Consider the following 21,034-nt stretch of genomic DNA (forward strand, 5'->3'; position numbering starts at 1 on the left):
GGGAACGGGACCCGCCTCCGTCGACGTGCGTGCGGCTCAGCGGCACGCGGCCTCGGCCTCAGCCCCGGCCGGGGCCCAGCGCCTTGCGGCGACCGCCGTTGCCGGCCGGCAGCTCCGCCCGGGAGGGGGCGGCCTTCTTGGGTGCCGGGGGCGCCGTCTGCTCGAAGCGGAGCGCGAGCGCCGGGCACCGGCGCACCGCGCGCTGGGCGGCGCCCTGGAGGTGCGTCGGGACGTCCGTCTTCGCCGGGGTCGGGAAGCCGTCCGGGCTCATCCGGAACAGCTCCGGGAGGATGTCGGCGCACAGGCCGTGGCCCTGGCAGAGCGTCCAGTCGATCGCCAGCCTGCCGCCGCTCGGGATGGACTCGACGGCTTCCTGGTAGCCGTCCTCGGGCAGCGGCAGCACACCGGTCGTCTCGCGCCCGCAGCCGCCGTTCAGCACATGCGCGGCGAGGTCGTCCGTGAACGCCGCCAGCGTCGAGGAGAAGAACCGCGCGGAGCCGTCGGGGTGCTGGCACGCCCCCCGGGCCTTGACGGCCTGGATCACGGCGCGCAGCGCCTCCAGGGCGGCCTGCCCGCCGCCGTTGATCACATCGGAGAGCCCGCCCGCCGCCGCGGGCAGCCCGAGCTTGCACGGACCGCACTGGCCGGCGGTCTCGGCCGCCAGCCAGTTGGCGACCCGCAGCGCCTCGCCCAGCGGGCAGGTCTCGGGGCCGATGGGCAGGATCGCGCCCGCGCCGAGCGCCCCGCCGAGGGACTTGAAGGACTTCTTCGAGATGACGGCCTCATGGGCGGACACGGCGTCCATCCAGTCACCGTGGTAGCCGCCGGTCAGCACGCCCTGGGGCATCGGCGGGGCACCGGCCATCTGGAGGATGTACCGCAGCGGCACGCCCGTGGGCGCCTCGATGACCATGGGACGGGCCACCGCACCGGAGAGGGTCAGCATGACCGTACCGGGCTCGTCCTCCAGTCCCGTACCGCAGTAGCGCCGGGCGCCGATCCTGGCGCTGGCGGCGAGCTGGGCGAAGGTCTCGGCGTTGGACAGCAGCGTCGGCAGACCGGCGACACCGGACTCGGCGGCGCGCTCACGGCGCCCCGGCGGCTTGGCGGGGCCGCCGCCAATGGCGCGGATCACGGACGATGCCTCGCCCGAGACCATGCGCTCCGGCGTACGGACCACCTTGGCGCGGAGCGCGGCGCCGCGCCGGTCGGTGAGCCCGCGCTCGGCGAGGGCCGCGCGGACGGACACCTCGGTGGAGTTACGGGTGACGACGACGATCAGCGTGCGCGCGCCGAGCGCCTCGGCGGCCAGCAGCGCGCCGTCGAGGATCAGGTGCGGGGCACGGTTGAGCATCACGGTGTCCTTGCGGCAAGGAGGCTCGCCCTCACTGCCGTTGACCACCACGACGGGCCGTACGCCACGTCTGATCGCGGATTTGGCGACCGCCCGCAGCTTCTTGTGGAACGGGAACCCCGCTCCGCCGCGGCCGGTCAGGGATATGTTCTCGGCGAGCTGCGCCAGCCGCTCACCGGTCATCGCCTCCAGCGGCCCGTGCACTTTGAGGTGCATGGGCAGATCGAGGCGCTCGACCAGGTCGAACCCCTGCGTCAGGACGGGGAGGCCGACGACACGGACTTCGGGGACATCGACGATCGGGGTGGGGCGATTCACGGTCGCTCTCCTGCGGGTGCGTTCCAGGGTTCCCCGGCCGGGGGCGGATACAGGGGATTGTTGGCCGGGTTTCCGTTGGATGCGGGCGGTTGCGCGTACGGATCGGGCGTGGCCGGAGCCTGCCCGCCGTAGGCCCTGGCGTCGTACGCGGGGACGGCACCGGTGGTGTACGGCGAGGCGGCACCCGCGTTGTACGGGGGCAGGGAGCCGGTGTCGTACGAGGGCGCGGGGCCGGTGGTGCCGTAGGGAGAAGCACCGTCGGGCCCGTACGGGGAAGCGGGCGCGCCGGGGTTGAACTGCGGGGCGGCACCCGTGTTGTACGTCGGGATGCTGCCCGTGTCGTACTGCGGCGCGTCCGGGTCGTACGGGGGCGGCCTGCCCCGGTCGTACGGCTGGTTCCCGCCCATCGCGCCGGGATCGAACGCGGGCGGCTGCGCCGCCGCCGCGCCGGGGTACTGGGGCGTGGCGCCCGTGTCGTACTGCTGCGGGACCGCGCCCGTGTTGTACGGGACGGGCTGGGCCTGCGAGGGCTGTGTGAAGGCGGCCTCGCCGGGCGGCGGCGGCATCGGCGCGCCCCAGCCTCCCCGGCCCGTGGGCGCGTCCTGGATGACCGGGATCTCGTCGGTCATGAGGACGCGCTCGGCGAGCGGGATGTCCGCGTTGGGCGGGGACTGCTGCTGTTGCTGCGGAGGCATCGGCATCCGGGCGGTCGCGTCGGCGCCGCCGGACTGCGACATCGCGCGGTAGCCGGCCGACAGCCCCGTACCGGACTCCTGCAGGCCCTCCGAGCCGAAGCCCGCGAAGGCGTCACCGCCGCGCGGCGCGACAAAGGTCTCGGCCATCGGGTCGGCCATGGGCCGTGTCGCCTCGTACAGCTGGGGGGACGGGGCGGGGAGCCGCGGCTGCGGTTTGCGCGGGGCCTCGATCGGGGACTGCGCGGGCTGCTCGCGCTGGGGGCGCGGCTGGTATTCCCGCTGCATCGGCATGGTCCCGCCGCCGGGGATCGAGCCGCCGGGCATCGAGAAGAGGTCACGGGGGGCCTCCTGGGCCGCCCGCTTGTCGCCGGCGGAGCCGAGAACCGCCACGATCCCCTCGGCGATCCGGCTCTGGGACTCGCGCGGGAGGAGCCGCAGGGAGACGACCCCGGCCACCCCGACCATGACCACCGAGTACATGACGGTGACATAGGTGGCGGCGGGACGGCCCGTGAAGAGCCCGTGCACCATGGCGAAACACCAGGCCGGGTAGGCGAGCATATGCATCGCCCGCCACTTGTACGCGTATTTGCCGGGCAGCGAGAAGACGCTGCGGGCCGCGCCGGTGGTGGCTGCGACGATCATGAGGAGTCCGCCGAGCGAACCGAAGCCGATGAGGCCGCTCGTGCCGGTGATCCCGAGGCCGAACGGCAACAGGGCGCCGATCAGGGCGACTTTGCCGAGTGAGATCTTGATGCTCACGTGCAGCAGCAGGAAGCCGACCGAGGCGACCGCCGTGGCCCGGTGAATTCCTTGAGCTATCAGGCGCTGGCGCGGGGCGAGCAGCAGTCTGTCGGTGGCTATCAGACCCCAGACGACGGCGCCGGACAGGGACAGCAGTGACAGCACCCCCGCACCGAAGTCGATGAAGGCGCGGAAGGCGTCGCCTCCGGTGACGGCGGCGACGGGAATCAGTACCAGGGCGGCGAGGGTCGCCACACCCGAGATCTGCCGGACCCTGCTGGTTTCCGGATCGGATGACGTGCCAAGCGAGCTAAGAGGGTTCATAGGGGGGCAACTCCGAAGGGCTCGGGAAAGCGGTCCCGTTGCGGCATGCTAAGTGGAGCCATACCAGGCAGCACTCGGTTTGAAGGTTTAACCAGGTGAAGGTGAGTTATCCGACTCTCGAGTTGCCCGGATAGGGGGGATTCGCGGAGTAAGGGGGTTGCTCCGCCCCCCGGCCTGCGTCCTGATATGCCCATCGGCGCACTCCTGTCAACAGCATCTGTCAACCTCTTGACCCTTCCTGGCCCGGACTCTCCTCATTCTCTCCTCATCCTCTCCCCGCTTCCGTCCTCCCCCCGTTCGGCCGGGGGGCCGTTCGGGCACGATCCGGCCGTGCGGACGCGGCGCTCCTCGGGCTCCGCGGCACGCTTCGACGTTTCGGCGTGGACGCGACATTCTCCGCCGTACGCTTCCGGCCATCCTCGCCGTGTGGTCCGGGTCGTACGCTGCGGTACCCTGGGGGCATGTGTGCCGTACGCCTTCTGCTGAGCGGGCCGCGCTGATCAGTCCCGACGGATGAGAGATCCGGTCGGAATCAGCGTGGCTTCCCCTCCTGTGCGAGGGGTCTTTTTCGTTCACCGACCGGCACGGCCGTCCACTCGATGGCGCTGACGGGCACGGTCGAATCCGCAGGCAGAGACGATCGATGGAGCTTCAGAGAATCATGAGCGAGACGAATCCCGCTATGCCCGAGCCGCTGGCGCCGCACCGCTACACGGCCGCCATGGCCGCCGACATCGAGGCGCGCTGGCAGGGTTTCTGGGACGCCGAGGGCACGTACGAGGCGCCGAACCCGACCGGTGAGCTGGCCGGCGATCCGGAGCTGGCCGCGCGGCCGAAGAAGTTCATCATGGACATGTTCCCCTACCCGTCGGGCAGCGGTCTCCATGTCGGCCACCCGCTGGGCTACATCGCCACGGATGTGTTCGCCCGCCACCAGCGGATGACCGGCCACAACGTCCTGCACACGCTGGGGTTCGACGCCTTCGGCCTGCCCGCCGAGCAGTTCGCGGTGCAGTCCGGCACGCATCCGCGGGTCTCCACCGAGGCCAACATGGAGAACATGAAGGTCCAGCTGCGCAGGCTGGGCCTGGGCCACGACCGGCGCCGCTCGTTCGCCACGATCGACCCGGACTACTACAAGTGGACCCAGTGGATCTTCGTACAGATCTTCAATTCCTGGTACGACACGGACGCCGACCGGGCCCGCCCGATCGAGACGCTGGCCGCCCAGTTCGAGAGCGGGGAGCGCGCGACACCGGACGGGCGCCCCTGGAGTGAGCTGAGCGCCGCCGAGCGCGCCGACGTCCTGGGCGGGTACCGGCTGGCGTACGCCTCCGACGCCCCCGTCAACTGGGCCCCCGGGCTGGGCACCGTACTGGCCAACGAGGAAGTCACCGCGGACGGCCGCTCCGAGCGCGGCAACTTCCCGGTGTTCAAGGCGAAGCTGCGCCAGTGGAACATGCGCATCACCGCCTACGCCGACCGGCTGCTGAACGACCTGGACGCGCTGGACTGGCCCGACTCCATCAAGCTCCAGCAGCGCAACTGGATCGGCCGCAGCGAGGGCGCGCGCGTCGACTTCCCGGTCGCGGGAGCCGATCCGATCACCGTCTTCACGACCCGTCAGGACACCCTGTTCGGCGCCACGTACATGGTGCTGGCGCCGGAACACGAGCTGGTCGGGAAGGTCGTCCCCGACGCCTGGCCCGAGGGCACGCACGAGGTGTGGACGGGCGGTCACGCGACGCCCGCCGAGGCCGTCGACGCGTACCGCAAGCAGGCCGCGGCCAAGTCCGATGTCGAGCGGCAGGCCGAGGCCAAGACCAAGACCGGCGTCTTCACCGGCGCGTACGCGACCAACCCGGTCAGCGGCGAAGAGATCCCCGTCTTCATCTCCGACTACGTCCTGATGGGGTACGGCACCGGCGCGATCATGGCCGTACCGGCGCACGACGGCCGTGACTTCGCGTTCGCGCGCGCCTTCGAGCTGCCGATCCGCTCCGTCATCGAGCCGACGGACGGCCGGGACGCGGACCCGTCGACGTGGGAGGACGTGTTCTCCTCGAACGACGGCACCATGGTCAACTCGGCCCGTCCGGACGTCAGCCTGAACGGTCTGGGCGTGTCCGAGGCCAAGGCGAGGATGGTCGGCTGGCTGACCGAGCAGGGCATCGGCGAGGGCACGGTCAACTTCCGGCTGCGCGACTGGCTGTTCAGCCGGCAGCGCTACTGGGGCGAGCCCTTCCCGATCGTCTACGACGAGAACGGCACCGCGCACGCGCTGCCCGAGTCGATGCTGCCGCTGGAGCTGCCGGAGGTCGACGACTACTCGCCGCGCACCTTCGACCCGGACGACGCCGACACCCAGCCCGAGACGCCGCTGTCGCGGAACGAGGAGTGGGTCCACGTCGATCTGGACCTGGGCCGCGGCGAGGGCGTCAAGCGCTACCGCCGCGAGACCAACACCATGCCGAACTGGGCCGGTTCGTGCTGGTACGAGCTGCGTTACCTGGACCCGCACAACAGCGAGAAGCTGGTCGACCCGGCCATCGAGCAGTACTGGATGGGCCCCCGCGAGGGCCAGCCGCACGGCGGCGTCGACCTGTACGTGGGCGGTGCCGAACAGGCCGTACTGCACCTGCTGTACGCGCGGTTCTGGTCCAAGGTGCTGTACGACCTGGGGCACATCTCTTCGGTCGAGCCGTTCCACAAGCTGTACAACCAGGGCATGATCCAGGCCTTCGTCTACCGCGACAGCCGGGGTATCGCGGTCCCCGCGACCGAGGTCGAGGAGCGCGACGGCACGTACTGGTACGCCGGCGAGCAGGTCAGCCGCGTCCTGGGCAAGATGGGCAAGTCCCTGAAGAACGCGGTCACCCCGGACGAGATCTTCGTCGAGTACGGCGCGGACACCCTGCGGCTGTACGAGATGGCGATGGGCCCGCTGGACGTCTCGCGGCCCTGGGACACACGCGCGGTGGTGGGCCAGTACCGGCTGCTCCAGCGGCTGTGGCGCAATGTGGTCGACGAGACCACCGGCGAACTCACCGTCACGGACGCCGAGCCGGACGAGGCGACGCTGCGCGCCCTGCACAAGGCGATCGACGGGGTCGGCCAGGACATGGCGGCGCTGCGCTTCAACACGGCCATCGCCAAGGTCACCGAGCTGAACAACCACCTGACCAAGACGGGCGGCCCGGTCTCCCGGTCGGTCGCCGAGTCGCTGGTGCTGCTGATCGCGCCGCTGGCCCCGCACATCGCCGAGGAGCTGTGGCGCAGGCTGGGCCACACCGACTCGGTCGTGCACCAGGACTTCCCGGTCGCGGACCCGGCGTACGTCGTGGACGAGACCGTGACCTGCGTGGTGCAGATCAAGGGCAAGGTCAAGGCGCGGCTTGAGGTCTCCCCGTCGATCTCGGACGCGGAGCTGGAGGCGCTGGCCCTGGGTGACGCGGGGGTGGTCGCGGCGCTGGGCGGCGGCGGGATCCGGAAGGTGATCGTGCGGGCGCCGAAGCTGGTGAACATCGTTACCGTGTAAACGCGCTCCCGGCGTAAAACGCGCTCCCCGCGTAAACGTGCCCCGCGTTACCGCCGTAATCGCGGCGGGCGCGCGGCTCGGGCATACGGCTCGGGCGTACGACCCAGGGCTTTCCCCTACGGGCAGGTTGGGGGTTCCGACGGGACCCACGGCCTGCCCGTTCGGTTTACGGTGGAGGGGTGGCGCGGACACCCCGGCCACGAGGTGATGTGACCAACGCTAAGGGGCGCCCATGGACGTCGGGATGACGATCACGATCATGGCGCTTCTCTTCGTCGCCCTCATGGCGCTGGGGGCGTACGCGAGCGTCAAGGCGATCGGCGCGGCCAAGCGCGGTGTCGACCGGACGATCTCGCAGGCGCGCAGGACGGTGGAGGACACCACCCTGCGGGCCAGGAGCCTCGGACAGGGCGGCGTGGCGGGCGAGCTGGCCCAGCTGAGGCTGCGGCTGCGTACGTCGATGAGGGCCACCCAGGAGGCGCTGCACGCGGGCGTGGCCGAGGACGCCTCGCTGGCGGAGTCGATCGGGCTCTTCGAGCGGCTGAGCGTGCACGGCCGGGAGCTGGACGACGAGCTGCGGCAGCTGGAGCGGGACCCGGACCGGGCGAGGGTCGCCGAGCGGCTGGTGGAGTTGCGGGAGCGCACGGAGCGGATCACGCACTCGGCGGATTCGCTGCGCTGGGCGGCGCGGGACCGGGCGCGGAAGTTCGCGGAGGACGACCTGTCGTCGCTGAGCACGCAGATCGACATGGAGTCGGGGGCGCTGCGGCACTGGTCGTCGTCGGATTCGATGTCGGATTCTGCGTCTGCGTCTGCGTCTGCGTCTGCGTCTGCGTCTGCGTCGGCATCGGCTGAGGCGCCGGGGGCGGCGCCGGGACCGGCCCGGGACCGGGCCATCGAGCCGCCCGATCCCCGGCGGCAGACCACGTACCCCTGGCAGAAGCCCGCGGGACACACCAGGCCCGAGACCACGACCTGATCGGGTCTGCGACTGCCCTGTGAGCCCCGGCCGGAATCGATCGCTGATTCGACCGGATAATCGATCATTGTGACGGGGGCGGCCTGCCGGTCCCGTACGACGACGGGTAACCTCCCGCTCATGTCCCGCCATGTCGCGATCGTCACCGATTCCACGGCCTACCTGCCGCCGCAGGCGATGGAGCGGCACGGCATCACCGCGGTGCCCCTGACCGTGGTGCTCGGCGACCGCGCGCTGGAGGAGGGCAGCGAGATCTCGGCCCGTTCGCTGGCGCTCGCTCTGCAGAAGCGACGTTCCGTGACCACCTCGCGGCCGGGCCCCGATGTCTTCGCCGCCGTGTACCGCGCGGCGGCTGACGCCGGTGCGGAGGGCATCGTCTCGCTGCATCTTTCGGCCGAGTTCTCCGGGACGTACGACGCCGCCGTACTCGCGGCCAAGGACGCTCCGGTGCCGGTGCGGGTGGTGGACACCGGGATGGTCGCGATGGCGCTGGGATTCTGCGCGCTGGCCGCCGCCGAGGCCGCGGCGGAGGGTGGTACGTCGGCCGAGGTGGTGGCCGCCGCCGAGAAGCGGGCCGAGGGCACGTCCGCGTACTTCTATGTCGACACCCTGGACTATCTGCGCCGGGGCGGCCGTATCGGCACCGCCCAGGCGCTGTTCGGCTCGGCGCTCGCGGTGAAGCCGCTGCTCCAGCTCGACGACGGGCGTATCGAACTGCTGGAGAAGGTGCGTACGGCGTCGAAGGCCATCGCCCGGCTGGAGGAGATCGCCGTCGAGCGGGCGGGTACGAGCCGGGTGGACATCGCCGTGCACCATCTGGCGGCGCCGGAACGGGCCGTGGCGCTCGCCGAGCGGCTGCGCGAGCGGGTGCCGGGGCTGGTGGATCTGCATGTGAGCGAGGTGGGCGCGGTGATCGGCGCGCATACGGGACCGGGGCTGCTGGGGGCTGTGATCTCGCTGCGCTGATGGGGGCTGGGGGCGGGAGTTCTCCGGAGCGACTGCTCGGCGGCTCGACTGTTCGGCCGCTCCAGGGATCGGCGGCTCGACTGCTCGACCGCTCTATGGATCGGCTGCTCGACCGCTCGTTCGGGTGACCGAGTTATCCACAACTGGCGCTCTGTCCACGGAAATCCGGGCTGTTCAGCGAGGTCGGGCGGATATGCCTACCGTCCTGTGGCATGGCTCTTCGATCACGCTCCGCAACCAGCGGTCCGGGCCGCGTCCCGGGCTCCGACTGCCGTGCCCGTCATGGCAGGGTCCGCCCGGCCCGGATCCGTCGCGATCAGGTCCGTCGTGACGGGGTTCGTCGCGACAGGGCTCGCCGTGACGGGTCCCTCGTGCCTTCCGCGTCTTCCGCGGCTTCCGGTTCCTCTGGTCCCTCCGGGTCTCCGAGGCAACGGGCGGACGCGCTGTTCGCCGCCGCGTCGGTGGACCGGACCGGGGCCGCTGGGACGGCCGGGGCTTCGCTGGAAGCTCCGGCCGTCGCGGAGACCGGGGGCCGGGAGGCCGAAGGCGGAGCGGCCGGGGGCGCGGGGAAGGTGGCGGCGCTGCGCGACCGGCTGCCGCTGTGGGTCCAGCTCCGATGCGGGCTGGAGCCCCGGACGCTGGCCGCGCTCGCGGTGGTCCTCGTGGTGGCGGCGGTGCTCGCCGCTCAGCACTTCTGGACGGCGCGGCCGCGGTCCGTCGGGGCGCCCGAGACGATCAGTGCGGGGGTCCCGGTCGCGGAGGCTCCTCCGGGCGGCGTTCCGGAGACGGGGAGCGCCGGGGCGAAGCCACCGCCCGCCGCCGGGGCGGCCCGTGTCGTCGTCGACGTGGGCGGCAAGGTCCGCAGGCCGGGGGTGCTGCGGCTGCCCTCCGGGTCGCGGGTGGCCGACGCGCTGGAGGCGGCCGGGGGCGCCGAGCCCGGCGCGGAGCTGACGGGGCTGAACCGGGCGCGCGTGCTGCTGGACGGCGAACAACTGCTGGTGGACGTGGCGCCCCCACCCGGTGGGGAGACGGCCGGTGGCGGCGCGGTGAGCGGGGCGGGCGGGGCGGGGGCCGGGGCGGCGCCGGTGAGTCTCAACACCGCGACCCTGGAGCAGTTCGACACGCTCCCCGGGGTCGGGCCCGTACTGGCCCGGCGCATCCTCGACTACCGCACCAGGAACGGCGGCTTCCGGTCCGTGGACGAACTCCGCGAGGTGAGCGGCATCGGCGAGCGCAGGTTCGCCGACCTTCAGCCGCTCGTGAGCCCATGACCAGGGCCGAGGTCCACGCGGCGGCCGGGCACCGGCTGGGATCCGCCAACCCCGAGCAGGAGGCCCCGGCGGACCTCCGGCTGGTCCCGCTCGCCCTGGCGGCCTGGGCCGCCGCGGCTCTGGCGCTGGGCGCCCCGGGACGGTGGACCACGGCAGGGGTGCTCGGCTGCCTCGCCGTGGCCGGGCTGCTGCTGGCGCGGTTCGGCTTTGGTTTCGGCTCCGCTTCTGCTTCCGGCAGGGGAGGGCGGCGGCGCCACCGGCTCAACGGGGTGGCGGCCGCAGGGGTGTTGCTGTGCGCGGCGGCCGGGGCGGCGTCCGCCGGGCTGTACGGCGCGGATCTGCGCCGGGGGCCGGTCCCCGGCCTCGCGGAGCGGTACGCCAGGGTCACGACGGAGCTGACGGTCACCTCCGACCCCCGGCCCGTGCGGCCGAGAGGGCCGGGGGACCGGTCGGCCGGCGGAGGGTTCGCGCTGGACGCGGACATCACCCGGGTCACGGAGTCCGGCGGGAGGATCACCACGGTCCTGACACCGGTCCTGGTGATCGTCCCGCCCGGTGGCCACGCCGACCACTGGCAGCGGCTGCTGCCCTCCACCCGGCTGCGGCTGGCGGGGCGGCTCTCGCCCCCGTCGTACGGGGCCGACCGCTACGCGGCCGCGCTGCGGGCCGAGGGGAAGGGGCCGCCTCTGGTCACCGGACCGCCGACCCGTGTTCAGCGGGTGGCGGGCGGGCTGCGGGCCGGGTTGCGCGAGGCGACCGAGGGGCTGCCCGCCGATGCCCGCGCCCTGCTGCCGGGGCTGGTCGTCGGCGACACCTCACGGGTGGGGCCCGAGCTGCACGACGCGTTCGCGGCGACGGATCTCCTCCACCTCATGGCTGTTTCGGGATCCAATCTGACGATTGTCCTGGCCCTGCTGATCGGGCCGCCCGGACTGGCCATGAGGGCCGAGCGGCGCGGGCTCGCCCCGCGCCTGGGGATCTCGCTACGGTCGACCGCGCTGCTCGGCGGGGCGCTGACGCTGGCCTTCGTGGTGGTCTGCCGGCCGGAGGCCAGTGTGCTGCGGGCCGCCGCCTGCGGGCTGATCACGCTTCTGGCCATCGGTACGGGCCGCCGCAGGACGCTGATTCCCGCGCTGGCCGCCGCCGTGCTGCTGCTGGTGCTCTACGACCCCTGGCTGGCCCGTAGTTACGGCTTTCTGCTCTCCGTGCTGGCCACCGGTGCCCTGCTCACGATCGGGCCGCGCTGGAGCGCCGCGCTGATACGGCGCGGGGTGCCGCCGAGGCTCGCGGAGGCGCTGGCGGCGTCCGGGGCGGCGCAGGCCGTGTGCGCGCCCGTGGTCGCCGTGTTCGCGGCCCGGGTCAGCTTGGTGGCCGTCCCGTGCAATCTCTTCGCCGAGCTGGCGGTCGCCCCCGCCACGGTCCTGGGCTTCGTCGCGCTGGGTCTGGCGCCCGTCTGCATGCCGGTGGCCGAGGTGCTGGCGCGGGTCGCGGGCTGGCCCGCAGGGTGGATCGCCTCCGTCGCCCGCGGTGGGGCCGCGTTGCCCGGCGCCGAGGTCGCCTGGCCGGGCGGCTGGTGGGGCGGGCTGCTGCTGGCCGTACTGACGGTTCTCGTCCTGCTCGCCGCCCGCCGGGTGGTGCGCGGTCCCTGGGCGGCGGCCGGGTGCGCGGTGCTTCTGCTGCTCGCGGTCGTGCGGCCGTCGCCGGTCATCCGGTTCGTCACCGGCTGGCCGCCGCCCGGCTGGTCGTACGCGATGTGCGATGTCGGGCAGGGCGACGCGACCGTACTGGCGGCGGGTGACGGGACGGCCGTCGTCGTGGACGCGGGCCCGGACCCGGTGCTCGTCGACCGCTGTCTGCGGGACCTCGGCGTCACCCGCGTACCGCTGCTGTTGCTCACCCACTTCCACGCGGATCATGTCGCCGGGCTGCCGGGGGTGCTGCGCGGCAGGGCGGTCGGCGTGATCCAGACGACGGAGCCGGAGGAGCCCGCCGACCAGGCGGCGTTCGTCCGCAGGGCAGCGGCGGCGGCGCGGGTTCCCGTCGTACGGGCGGAGCCGGGGGAGCGGCGGCGGGCGGGGCCGCTCAGCTGGCGGGTGCTGTGGCCGGGACCCGGGGGCGCCCAGGCGGGCGACGGGCCGAACGACTCCAGCGTCGCCCTGCTCGTGCGGGTGGCCCGGGGGCCGACGCTGCTGCTCCTCGGTGATCTCGAACCGCCCGCGCAGCGGGGGCTGTTGCGCGACCATCCGGGGCTGCCCCCGGTGGATGTGCTCAAGGTGGCCCACCACGGCTCCCGTCATCAGCACCCGGGCCTGCTGCGGGCCGTCCGGCCCCGGCTCGCCCTGATCTCCGTGGGCGGGGACAACACGTACGGCCATCCCTCGCCCCTCACCGTCGACGCGCTCCGCGACCAGGGGGCGGCGGTGCTCCGTACGGACCGGGACGGGGCGATCGCGGTGGCCGGGGCCGGGGCGGGGCTGCGCGCGGTGCCACGGGAAAGGGGCCCCGGTCGGCCGCCATGACGGCTGTCATGATCGGTTCGCCCGGTGTATTACGGTTTCCGGTATTCCGGCCATGGTTCCGGGACGGCGTGTAACAGCTGGGTTCGAACCCGTCGGTATGTTTGCCTCGACCTGCCCAAGGGTGATCGAATGCCTTTTCGTCATGGGCCGCCGCCCCGGCAGGCGATGTTTCCGCCGCGCGCGGCCTTCAGCAGAGCCCTACCGCACAGGGGTACGTAGATCATGATCAGCCGCCTTCTCGGCCGACGGACGGCCGCTCATCAGAGAAACAACCCACTCGCCGGACTCTCCGTGCCGACCGGTGCCGGGCTGCTCACCTGCCGGGTGCTGGATCCCGTCAACACCCCTATCGGACAGGCCGAGTTCACGGTGAGCGACAGCAACGGCCGCAAGATCGTGAGCGGGGAGACCGACCCCTTCGGGATGCTGGTGGCGATGGTTCCCTTCGGGGAGTACCGGCTGGCGATATCCGCCGACAGCTTCACCCCGTACCGGGGCAGCGCCCGGATCACGGAGGGCGGGGAGTACGGCGGCCTCGGGGACATCACCCTCCAGATAGCCCCGTCGCTCCCGCTGCCCACCCCCGGGGACTGGGAGATCGAGCCCGCGCACTCCCGGATCGGCTTCATCGCCCGCCATATCGGGCTCGCCCGGGTCCACGGCCGCTTCGACAACTTCGCCGGGGCGATCAGGATCGGCCGGACCATGGAGCAGTCGGCGCTGCACGTCGTCATCGGAGCCGCGTCGATCGACACCAGTGTGAAGATGCGCGACGATCATCTGCGTTCCGCCGACTTCCTCGACGTGGTCAACTACCCGACGCTGGAGTTCTACAGCGACCGCCTCGTGCACCGGGGCGGCAACAACTGGGGGATCCACGGCGCCCTCACACTCCACGGTGTCACCCGCACGATCACCCTCGACGCCCAGTACCTCGGCATCGGCAACGGCATGGCGGGCGAGACCCGCGCGGCCGTCCGCGCCAGCACCGAGCTGCACCGCGAGGACTACACCGTCAACTGGCAGTCCATGCTGGCCCGCGGCATCGCGGTCGTCGGCTCCAGCATCAAGATCGATATGGATATCCAGATCGTCCCGAAACCCTGATCCCGGCCGCGCCCCGGCCTTGCGCCCCGGCTTTACACCCCGGCCTCGGGCCCGGCGGTCCGGTACCCGTACCGGGCTGGGACAATGCGGGCGTGAGCGATGTGAGACATGTGCTGGTGCTGCCCGACCGCGACGCGGCCGAGGAGGTGGCGCAGGCGCTCGGTGAGCGGTTCGCGGTGAGCGAGGAACCCCAGCTGGTACGGGACGCCCTGGCCGGGGAGGACGACGCCGAGGACGCCCAGTGGCTGGTGGTCGTCGAGGACCCGGAGGGGCGGATGGACGGCGCCGCGCTGGACGCGTTCGTGGCCGACTGGGACGGCTGGCGGGAAGCGCCCTAGCCGCGGGACGGGCCCGGAGCGGGGCGGCCGGTTGTCGGTGGGCCATGAGATCGTGGACCCCGATGGCCACCAGAAAAGCTTCCACCGACGATCCGCTCGCCCCGCTCACGCTCGCCGTGGGCCAGGAGGACCTGCTGCTCGACCGCGCCGTGCAGCAGGTGGTGGCGGCAGCCCGAGCCTCCGACGCGGACACGGACGTACGCGACCTCAGCTCCGACCAGCTCCAGCCGGGCACCCTCGCCGAGCTGACCAGCCCCTCGCTCTTCGCCGAGCGCAAGGTCGTCATCGTGCGGAACGCGCACGACCTCTCCGCCGACACGATCAAGGACGTCAAGGCGTACCTCGACGCGCCCGCCGAGGAGATCACTCTCGTCCTGCTGCACGCGGGCGGGGCCAAGGGCAAGGGGCTGCTCGACGCGGCCCGCAAGGCGGGGGCCCGCGAGGTCGCCTGCCCCAAGACGACCAAGCCCGCCGAGCGGCTCACTTTCGTACGGTCGGAGTTCCGCGCCCTGAGCCGCTCCGCCACCCCCGAGGCATGCCAGGCCCTGGTGGACGCCATCGGCAGCGATCTGCGGGAGCTGGCGAGCGCGGTCTCCCAGCTCGCCGCCGATGTCGAGGGCACGATCGACGAGACGGTCGTCGGGCGGTACTACACGGGCCGGGCCGAGGCGTCCAGCTTCAATGTTGCCGACCGCGCCGTGGAGGGCCGGGCGGCCGAGGCCCTGGAGGCGCTGCGCTGGTCGCTGTCGACCGGGGTGGCGCCCGTCCTGATCACCAGCGCCCTTGCCCAGGGCGTACGGGCCATCGGCAAGCTCTCGTCCGCCCGGGGCGGCAGGCCCGCCGATCTCGCCCGTGAGCTGGGCATGCCGCCGTGGAAGATCGACCGGGTGCGCCAGCAGATGCGTGGCTGGACCCCGGACGGGGTGGCGACGGCGCTGCGGGCGGTCGCCGCGGCCGACGCGGGGGTCAAGGGCGGCGGTGACGACCCGGAGTACGCGCTGGAGAAGGCGGTCGTCGCGGTCGCCCGCGCGGCCCGTTCGGGCAGCCGCTGAGACCGCCCACCGCCCCCGGCCGGCAGCGGACAAGCCGTCGGCCGTGCGCGAGGGGCCGGCCATGCGCGAAGCCGTCGGCCGTGCGCGAAGGCCCAGCGGTGCGTGAAGCCGTCGGCCGTGTGTGAAGGCCCAGCGGTGCGTGAAGGTCCGGTCATGCGCGAAGGCCCAGCGGTGCGTGAAGCCGTCGGCCGTGTGTGAAGGCCCAGCGGTGCGCGAAGGTCCGGTCATGCGCGAAGGCCCCGGCCCGTCCTGGGAGGACGGGCCGGGGCCTTCGTACAAGCGCATGAGCTCGGTGAACTCGCACCCGCGTGGCGAACGCAGTCGCGTGCGAGCTCGGGAGATCGCGGTCAGGAGCGGTAGAGAGGGCCCGCTGAGTCCCTTCCGGCGATCAGATCAAGAGAGCGCTCAGCCCTGGAGGGAGGCAACCTTGGCGGCCAGCGCCGACTTCTTGTTGGCGGCGGCGTTCTTGTGGATGACACCCTTCGAGACAGCCTTGTCGAGCTGGCGGGACGCCTCGCGAGTGGCCGCGGTGGCCTTCTCGACGTCACCGGCGGCGGAAGCCTCACGGGCCTTGCGGATCGCGGTCTTGAGCGACGACTTGACAGCCTTGTTGCGCAGGCGTGCCTTCTCGTTGGTCTTGTTCCGCTTGATCTGGGACTTGATGTTCGCCACGTTAAGAGCCTTTTCAGGTTCGGTTCTTCGAAATCTTCGAAAAAAACTGCTGACTGAGCCCGGCCCCGCGCCCTGCGGGCACGAGACACAGCTGTTCAGGCTACCAGCGACCGCCCGACCGGCCCAAACCGGGCGCAGTCCCGTACCCGTGGGACCATGGTGGCTACGTATCGATCCGAGTCGACCCGAGACGAGACGCCGCGCGTCTCAAGAATCAGGACCCTGCGTGCCCGCGACCCCTACCCACGTGCCCGAGCCGAGCCGTACGGACCCGGCGCTGCTCCGTAACTTCTGCATCATCGCGCACATCGACCACGGCAAGTCGACGCTCGCCGACCGGATGCTCCAGCTGACCGGTGTGGTCGATCAGCGGCAGATGCGCGCTCAGTACCTCGACCGGATGGATATCGAGCGCGAGCGCGGCATCACGATCAAGTCCCAGGCGGTCCGGCTGCCCTGGGCCCCGACCGAGGGCGAGGACCAGGGGAGGACCCATGTCCTCAACATGATCGACACGCCCGGCCACGTGGACTTCACGTACGAGGTGTCCCGTTCGCTCGCGGCCTGTGAGGGTACGGTCCTGCTGGTCGACGCCGCTCAGGGCATCGAGGCGCAGACCCTCGCCAACCTCTATCTGGCGATGGAGAACGACCTCACCATCGTCCCGGTGCTCAACAAGATCGACCTGCCGGCCGCGCAGCCGGAGAAGTTCGCCGAGGAGCTGGCGAACCTCATCGGCTGCCAGCCGGAGGACGTCCTGCGGGTCTCGGCGAAGACCGGGGTCGGCGTGGACGCGCTGCTCAACCGGGTGGTACGGGACGTACCGGCGCCGGTCGGCGACGCGGACGCCCCCGCCCGCGCGATGATCTTCGACTCCGTCTACGACTCCTACCGGGGCGTCGTCACGTACGTACGTGTCATCGACGGCAGCCTCAACAAGCGCGAGCGCATCCGGATGATGTCCACGGGCGCCACCCACGAGCTGCTGGAGATCGGGGTCTCGTCCCCGGAGATGACCCCCGCCGACGGCATCGGCGTCGGTGAGGTGGGCTACATCATCACCGGCGTGAAGGACGTCCGTCAGTCGAAGGTCGGCGACACGATCACCACCCTGAACAAGGGGGCGACCGAGGCGCTCGGCGGCTACAAGGACCCCAAGCCGATGGTGTTCTCCGGCCTCTATCCGCTGGACGGCTCGGACTACCCCGAGCTGCGCGACGCCCTCGACAAGCTGCAGCTCAACGACGCGGCCCTGGTCTACGAGCCGGAGACCTCGGCGGCTCTCGGCTTCGGTTTCCGCGTCGGCTTCCTCGGGCTGCTGCACCTCGACGTGATCCGGGAGCGGCTGGAGCGCGAGTTCGGCCTCGAACTGATCGCCACCGCCCCCAACGTGGTCTACCGCGTCCTCATGGAGGACGGCAGCGAGCACACGGTCACCAACCCGAGCGAGTTCCCCGAGGGCAAGATCGACTCGGTGCACGAGCCGGTCGTCCGGGCCACGATCCTCGCCCCGAGCGAGTTCATCGGCTCGATCATGGAGCTGTGCCAGGCCCGCCGGGGCACGCTGCTCGGCATGGACTACCTCTCCGAGGACCGGGTCGAGATCCGCTACACGCTGCCGCTCGCGGAGATCGTCTTCGACTTCTTCGACCAGCTCAAGTCCAAGACCCGGGGCTACGCCTCGCTGGACTACGAGCCCACCGGCGAGCAGACCGCCAATCTGGTCAAGGTCGACATCCTGCTGCACGGCGACAAGGTCGACGCCTTCTCGGCGATCACCCACCGGGACCAGGCGTACGCGTACGGTGTGCGGCTCGTCGCCACCCTGCGCGGGCTGATTCCGCGCCAGGCCTTCGAGGTGCCCATCCAGGCGGCCATCGGATCGCGGGTCATCGCCCGTGAGACGATCCGCGCCATCCGCAAGGACGTCCTCGCCAAGTGCTACGGCGGTGACATCTCCCGGAAGCGGAAGCTGCTGGAGAAGCAGAAGGAAGGCAAGAAGCGGATGAAGATGGTCGGCAGCGTGGAGGTCCCGCAGGAAGCCTTCATCGCGGTGCTGTCCAGCGACGAGTCCGGCGGCAAGGCGAAGAAGTAGCAGGGCGGAGCCGAAGAAGCGGCAGGACGCCGAGAAGTAGCAGGGCGGAAGAAGCCGAAGAAGCGGCAGGACGCCGAAGAAGAGCGGAACGGCGCCGGGGAAGCGGAGCGGCGGAAACGGCCGGATCCGTACCCTGGTGCCGCGTATACCCGGACGGGCCCCCATGCTGCGGCGTGGGGGCCCGTCCGGGTATGAGGTTGGTGGGAAGCGGAGCCCGGTTGCCCCTTACGTACCGGCCCGGTGCCCTCTACGCTGATCGCGAAGTGGGAGTTACTCGCCGGTTAGTCACTGGCCTGCCGATCATCCGGCGGTCCGTACCCGCCAGCCGTACACATGGTCATACACACAACCAACCAACCAGTCAGGCAGCGCTGCCGTGGGCCCGGAGGATGTCGTGAGCGACACACAGAACTTGATCGAGACCCGGCCGTCCTCCGTGGCGACCCTCTTCATTGAGCGCGTGACGGCCACGCCCGACGCGGAGGCGTACCGCTACCCCGTGCCACCGACCTCCGGCCGGGGACCCGACGACTGGCGCTCGCTGAGCTGGGGCCAGGCGTCGGAGCGGGTGTACGCCGTCGCCGCCGGCCTGATCGCGCTGGGTGTACGGCTCGAGGAGCGGGTCGCGCTCGCCGCCGCCACCCGTATCGAGTGGATCCTCGTCGACCTCGGGGTGATGTGCGCGGGCGCCGCGACCACCACGGTCTACCCCTCGACCAACGCCCAGGAGTCCGCGTTCATCCTGGCCGACTCGGACAGCCGGGTGCTGATCGCGGAGGACGCCGTACAGCTCGCCAAGGCGCGGGAGCACCGGGAGGAGCTGCCGCACCTCGCCCATGTCGTCGTCATCGAGGAGGCCGACGCGCTCTCCGCCGAGGGCGACCCGGAGGACTGGGTGCTCTCGCTCGCGGAGCTGGAGGCGCGCGGCGCCGCGTATCTGGCCGAGCACCCCGAGGCGGTCGAGGAACGGGCCGGGGAGATCACCTCGGACCAGCTCGCCACCCTGATCTACACCTCGGGCACCACCGGCCGGCCCAAGGGCGTCCGGCTGGCGCACGACAACTGGTCGTACATGGCCAGGGCGATGGCCGCCACCGGCCTGATCACCAAGGACGACGTCCAGTACCTGTGGCTGCCCCTCGCCCATGTCTTCGGCAAGGCGCTCACCTCGGGCCAGATCCAGGTCGGCCATGTCACCGCCGTGGACGGGCGCATCGACAAGATCATCGAGAACCTCCCGGTGGTCCGGCCGACCTATATGGCGGGCGTGCCGCGGATATTCGAGAAGGTCTACAACGGCGTCGCGGCCAAGGCGCGGGCGGGCGGCCCGGCCAAGTACAAGATCTTCAAGTGGGCCTCCGGGGTCGCCCGCGAGTACGCCAAGGTCTCCCAGGACAACTTCCGCCGTACGGGCACCAAGTCCGTGCCGTTCGCCCTCGGGGCGCAGCACCGGATCGCCGACGCGCTCGTCTACGCCAAGCTCCGCGAGGCGTTCGGCGGCCGACTGCGCGCCGCGATCTCCGGTTCCGCCGCGCTCGCGCCCGACATCGGCTTCTTCTTCTCCGGTGCGGGCATCCACATCCTGGAGGGGTACGGACTGACCGAGTCCAGCGCCGCCAGCCTGGTCAACCCGGGCGAGTCCTACCGCACGGGCACGGTCGGCAAGCCGCTCCCCGGCACCGAGGTGCGCATCGCGGACGACGGCGAGATCCTGTTGCGCGGACCGGCGATCATGGCCGGATACCACGGACTGCCGGAGAAGACCGCGGAGGTCCTGGAGCCCGACGGCTGGTTCCACACCGGCGACATCGGCGAGCTGTCCCCCGACGGCTATCTGCGGATCACCGACCGCAAGAAGGACCTGATCAAGACCTCCGGTGGCAAGTACATCTCGCCGGCCGAGGTGGAGGGTCGGTTCAAGGCGGTCTGCCCGTACGTCTCGAACATCCTGGTGCACGGAGCGGACCGCAACTTCTGTACGGCGCTGATCGCGCTCGACGAACCGGCCATCCTCGGCTGGGCCGCCGACAACGGCATGGCGGGCAGGCCGTACGCCGAGGTGGTCGCCTCCAAGGCGGCCGAGCGGCTCATCGACGGCTATGTGCAGCGGCTCAACGAGGGGCTCCAGCGCTGGCAGACCATCAAGAAGTTCCGGCTGCTGCCGCGCGATCTGGACATCGAGCACGGCGAGCTGACGCCCAGCCTCAAGCTCAAGAGGCCGGTCGTGGAGCGGGAGTACAAGCATCTGATCGACGACATGTACGCGGGATCCCGGGAAGTCTGAGAGCCGGTGTTCTGGGAGCCGGTGTGGTGACCTTCGGCCGGGTCGCGCTTCTTGCGGGGGACGGGGGACGCGGGGCCGGGAGCGGGACCGCAGGCCGGAGGGCACCCCGCCGCACGCCGCCCCGCCGCTCTCCGGGGCCCCGGCCGCCCCTACGCGTCCCGGCCGCGCCGCAGCTCGCCCAGGGTGTCCGCGATCCGCGCCAGCTGCGGCCCCAGCGCGGCCAGATCGTTCGGGGCGGCGCTGCGCAGCTCGTCCTCGATCGAGGCCAGCCGGACCGAGATCTCCCCCAGATGCTCCTGCTCGCGCGTCAGCGCCCGCTCCAACTGGCGGTTCTTGCGGTGCAGATCGAGGAAGACACTCACCTTGGCCCGCAGCATCCAGGGGTCGAAGGGCTTGGTCAGGAAGTCCGCCGCGCCCGTCGCGTACCCCCGGAAGGCATAGCCGCTGTCGGATTCCGGCCCGTTCAGGAAGATGATCGGAATGTCCCGGGCCCCGTCGAGCCGCTTGATCCGGGACGCGGTCTCGAAGCCGTCCATGCCGGGCATCCGGACATCCAGCAGGACCACCGCGAACGACTGGACCAGCAGCGCCCGTACCGCTTCCTCGCCCGAACGGGCCCGGACGAGCGGCTCGTCCAGCGAGGCCAGCACCGCTTCGAGAGCGACGAGGTTGTCTTCCATGTCGTCGACGAGCAGGATGCTCGCGCGGTCCGTGGTGGCTGTCGTCCTGCTCATTCCGTACTCCTCGTCCGGCCCCTGTGTTTCGGCCAGGCAGGCAA

14 protein-coding genes are annotated in these 21,034 nt (G+C 71.6%); 10 read left to right on the forward strand and 4 right to left on the reverse strand.

Going from position 1 to position 21,034, the window contains the following annotated elements; translation table 11 throughout:
• Positions 1-58 precede the first annotated feature (58 nt).
• A complete protein-coding gene (locus ACIP8W_RS03530; protein ID WP_401955725.1) occupies positions 59-1,672 on the reverse strand; it encodes a ferredoxin in 1,614 nt (537 codons plus the stop codon).
• On the reverse strand, positions 1,669-3,366 hold the full coding sequence (locus tag ACIP8W_RS03535; protein WP_401955726.1) for a hypothetical protein: 1,698 nt from the start codon (positions 3,364-3,366) through the stop codon (positions 1,669-1,671). Before ACIP8W_RS03535 ends, ACIP8W_RS03530 begins: the two co-directional genes overlap by 4 nt.
• 730 nt (positions 3,367-4,096) lie before the next feature.
• On the opposite strand from ACIP8W_RS03535, the gene leuS reads away from it, so the two are divergent.
• The 8 genes from leuS to holA all read left to right on the forward strand — a co-directional run bounded on the left by leuS (position 4,097) and on the right by holA (position 15,205).
• A complete protein-coding gene (gene leuS, locus ACIP8W_RS03540) occupies positions 4,097-6,973 on the forward strand; it encodes a leucine--tRNA ligase (protein WP_402201794.1) in 2,877 nt (958 codons plus the stop codon).
• A 244-nt stretch (positions 6,974-7,217) separates the two neighbouring features.
• Complete coding sequence (locus ACIP8W_RS03545) at positions 7,218-7,952, forward strand: hypothetical protein (RefSeq protein ID WP_402201796.1); 735 nt, start codon at positions 7,218-7,220, stop codon at positions 7,950-7,952.
• Positions 7,953-8,072: 120 nt separating this feature from the next.
• Positions 8,073-8,918 carry a DegV family protein gene (locus ACIP8W_RS03550; RefSeq protein ID WP_401955729.1) on the forward strand — a complete coding sequence of 282 codons (846 nt, stop codon included), beginning with the start codon at positions 8,073-8,075 and terminating at the stop codon, positions 8,916-8,918.
• 371 nt (positions 8,919-9,289) lie between these two features.
• Positions 9,290-10,189 carry a helix-hairpin-helix domain-containing protein gene (locus ACIP8W_RS03555; RefSeq protein WP_402201798.1) on the forward strand — a complete coding sequence of 300 codons (900 nt, stop codon included), beginning with the start codon at positions 9,290-9,292 and terminating at the stop codon, positions 10,187-10,189.
• Positions 10,186-12,708, forward strand: a complete 2,523-nt coding sequence (locus ACIP8W_RS03560) for a ComEC/Rec2 family competence protein (protein ID WP_402201800.1) — start codon at positions 10,186-10,188, stop codon at positions 12,706-12,708. Before ACIP8W_RS03555 ends, ACIP8W_RS03560 begins: the two co-directional genes overlap by 4 nt.
• A 222-nt stretch (positions 12,709-12,930) precedes the next feature.
• A complete protein-coding gene (locus tag ACIP8W_RS03565; RefSeq protein WP_401955732.1) occupies positions 12,931-13,815 on the forward strand; it encodes a YceI family protein in 885 nt (294 codons plus the stop codon).
• A gap of 92 nt (positions 13,816-13,907) precedes the next feature.
• On the forward strand, positions 13,908-14,153 hold the full coding sequence (locus ACIP8W_RS03570; protein WP_401955733.1) for a hypothetical protein: 246 nt from the start codon (positions 13,908-13,910) through the stop codon (positions 14,151-14,153).
• Between the two features lie 62 nt (positions 14,154-14,215).
• Positions 14,216-15,205 (forward strand): DNA polymerase III subunit delta, encoded by a 990-nt coding sequence (holA, locus tag ACIP8W_RS03575; protein WP_401955734.1) that lies wholly within the window; start codon positions 14,216-14,218, stop codon positions 15,203-15,205.
• Between the two features lie 405 nt (positions 15,206-15,610).
• On the opposite strand, the gene rpsT is transcribed toward holA, so the two are convergent.
• The gene (gene rpsT / locus ACIP8W_RS03580; protein ID WP_401955735.1) at positions 15,611-15,877 is read right to left on the reverse strand and encodes a 30S ribosomal protein S20; all 267 of its coding nucleotides are present in this window, start codon (positions 15,875-15,877) and stop codon (positions 15,611-15,613) included.
• A gap of 226 nt (positions 15,878-16,103) precedes the next feature.
• Here rpsT and lepA point away from each other — a divergent pair, with 226 nt between their 5' ends.
• Both lepA and ACIP8W_RS03590 read left to right on the forward strand, forming a co-directional pair.
• Positions 16,104-17,972 carry a translation elongation factor 4 gene (lepA, locus tag ACIP8W_RS03585; RefSeq protein ID WP_401955736.1) on the forward strand — a complete coding sequence of 623 codons (1,869 nt, stop codon included), beginning with the start codon at positions 16,104-16,106 and terminating at the stop codon, positions 17,970-17,972.
• 394 nt (positions 17,973-18,366) lie between these two features.
• A complete protein-coding gene (locus ACIP8W_RS03590; protein ID WP_402201804.1) occupies positions 18,367-20,256 on the forward strand; it encodes an AMP-dependent synthetase/ligase in 1,890 nt (629 codons plus the stop codon).
• A 149-nt stretch (positions 20,257-20,405) separates the two neighbouring features.
• Here ACIP8W_RS03590 and ACIP8W_RS03595 read toward each other — a convergent pair whose 3' ends face one another.
• The gene (locus ACIP8W_RS03595) at positions 20,406-20,990 is read right to left on the reverse strand and encodes a two-component system response regulator (RefSeq protein ID WP_401955738.1); all 585 of its coding nucleotides are present in this window, start codon (positions 20,988-20,990) and stop codon (positions 20,406-20,408) included.
• Between the last annotated feature and the right edge of the window lie 44 nt (positions 20,991-21,034).

It is taken from the genome of Streptomyces sp. NPDC088554 (assembly GCF_044752945.1).
GTDB lineage: Bacteria > Actinomycetota > Actinomycetes > Streptomycetales > Streptomycetaceae > Streptomyces.